The 2,272-nt window shown below is 74.8% G+C and carries 2 protein-coding genes; both read right to left on the reverse strand.

Annotated elements, in window-relative coordinates:
* Window positions 1-87: 87 nt before the first annotated feature.
* On the reverse strand, window positions 88-492 hold the full coding sequence (locus ABZ641_RS33815; RefSeq protein ID WP_344623630.1) for a hypothetical protein: 405 nt from the start codon (window positions 490-492) through the stop codon (window positions 88-90).
* A gap of 58 nt (window positions 493-550) precedes the next feature.
* On the reverse strand, window positions 551-2,272 hold a 1,722-nt coding region (locus ABZ641_RS33820; RefSeq protein ID WP_359988109.1), incomplete at its 5' end, for an NB-ARC domain-containing protein.

A 2,272-nucleotide genomic window follows, 5' to 3' on the forward strand; every position in this document is an offset into this window, starting at 1 on the left:
CCCGCCCCCGTGAGTGTCGGGGACGGGACGCGGTGCGGGCTCAGGGCGCGTGGGGGTCGAGGGCGGTGTCGCCTCGCGCCCGGCGGCTCAGTACCAGAGGTCGGGGCTGAGCTGGTAGTCGTAGCCGCTGCCGGGCTGCCAGTAGAAGCGGGCCTCGGCCTTGTAGTCGTGGCCCGGGGTCGGGTTGTTGAGGGTGTAGGTGTAGGAGTACTGGCCGGAGTGGCAGGGGAACGAGGTGGAGAGCGCCTGGCTGCCGGTGGTGTAGTCCCAGATGATGATCTGCTCGGTGCAGTTGTTGCTGGCGAAGTTGGTGTTCACCTGCGCCGACACCTGGCCGCCGCCGGCGCTGATGCAGGTCTGCTTCCAACCCGGGCCGCCGCAGCCGCCGCCGCTCGACGCCGAAGCCGTTCCGGCGCCGGTCAGTGCGATTCCTCCGGCGAGCGCGGTGGTGGCCAGGCCCAGGACGACCCGGCGGACTCCCTTGACGGACATGTGCATTCCCTCCCCACTGGCCCCGGTCCGGTTGACCGGGGCACGACAGAAGGCTCGGTCATGGCGATGGACATTCGATGAGCACGCCGAGCAGCTGCTCGGTATCGGCCGCGTCGGCGTCGAGGTCCAGCCGCCGGAAGTGCTCGTGTGCCTGTCCGAGGCAGGCACGGGCCCGGCTGCGGTGGCCCAGGTCGGCGAGGGCCTGCCCGAGGGTGCGCAGCACGGTGCCCTCCAGCATCCCGCCGACGCGGCGGGCCTGCGGAAGTGCCTCCTCCGCGGCCCGGACGGCGGCCGTCGGCCGCCCGGCCGTGAGGTGGATCCGGGCGATCAGGCCGCCGGTCGCGGCCTGGAAGGCCGGCATGCCGAAGGACCGGAACCGGGCCAGGGCGGCTTCCGCCCGCTCCAGGGCCCGCGCGAGGTCGCCGCAGAGGTGGAGGATCCGGGCCAGGTAGTAGCTCCCGACGGACGAGGAGATGGACACCTCACCACCGGTCAGCTCGGCACACCGCTCGCCGGCCGTGCGCGCCCGTGCGAGGCGGCCGCACCGTGCGTGGACGTAGCCGAGCTCGCCGAGTGCGAGGCCCTCGGCGGTCTCGTCGTCGAGTTGGTGGAACAGCGACGAGGCCTCTTCGAGTGGACCGATCGCCGCCTCGAAGTCGCTCAGCACCCGCGCGTTCGCCCCGAGCAGCTGGAGGACGTTGGCGCGCAGTCGGCGCAGCGCTGCCCCCGCGCACAGCGGCAGGCAGCGGCGGAGCTCCTCACCCGCCGCCGCGTAGGAGCCGGCGTGCCAGAGCATGCTGCCGCGGACCGAGCGGGCGAGCGCCTCGGCGTCCCGTTCGCCGCGGGCCGGCGCGGCTTCGGCGACCCGGGCCGCCAGGTCGCCGACCGTGGTCGCGTAGTCGCGGCCGAAGAGGATCGAGCCCATCTTGTCCGTCAGGTCGGCGGCCTGGGCGAGCGGCAGGGCCGGGTCCTGGCAGGCCCGGTGGATCACGGCCTGGTGGAGTTCGGTCTGGTCGCGCAGCCAGGCGGTGGCGTCCTCCACCGTGTCGAAGGTCCTGCCGGGCGCGGCGGTCTCCGCGGTGATCAGGCTGCGACGGGTGTGCTCGACGTGGTGGGCGGTCGCCTCGGCGTTCCGGGCGGTGGCCAGGCAGGAGGCCAGCAGCCGGGCGTACGCGGCCGAGACCTCCGCCGGGTCGTCCTCGTCGGCGCCGCGCCGGCGGGCGAAGACCCGCAGCAGGTCGTGGAGCCCGTACCGGTCGGCGGCCGGCGAGTTCAGCAGGTTCAGGTCGACCAGGGTCTCCAGGAGCTCGCGGGTGCGCTCCGGGGCGCGGTCGAGCAGCGCTGCGGCCGGGCCCAGGCCGAGCACCGGCGTGTCCGGGAGGGCGAGCAGCCTCAGGGCGCGGGCCCGTTCGCCGTCGAGCCGGGCGTAGGAGAGCGCCAGGACGGGTTCCACCGCCGTGTGGTGGTGGGCGAGTTCGGCGAGTCGGGTCTGCTCGTCGGCCAGGGCGGAGGCCAGGCCTGCCAGGGACTGCGCAGGGTCGGCGGCCAGCCGGGAGCCGGCCACCCGTACGGCCAACGGCAGCAGGCCGCAGGCCGTGACGATCGCGGTGGCGGCCTCGGGCTCGGCCTCGGTCCGGGCGCGGCCGGCGGCGGTGGCGAGCAGGTCCAGCGCCTCGGCCGGTTCCATCGCGTCGAGGTGGAGGTGGTGGGCGCCCGGGAGGCCGGTCAGCCAGACCCGGCTGGTGACCAGGACTGCGCAGGTCCGAGCGCCGGGCAGCAG

The organism is Kitasatospora sp. NPDC007106, assembly GCF_040634455.1.
Lineage (GTDB): Bacteria > Actinomycetota > Actinomycetes > Streptomycetales > Streptomycetaceae > Kitasatospora > Kitasatospora arboriphila.

Bases quoted from the DNA above. Each gene is read 5' to 3' on its own strand.
- ABZ641_RS33815 (WP_344623630.1), bottom strand. From the start codon at position 492: ATGTCCGTCAAGGGAGTCCGCCGGGTCGTCCTGGGCCTGGCCACCACC.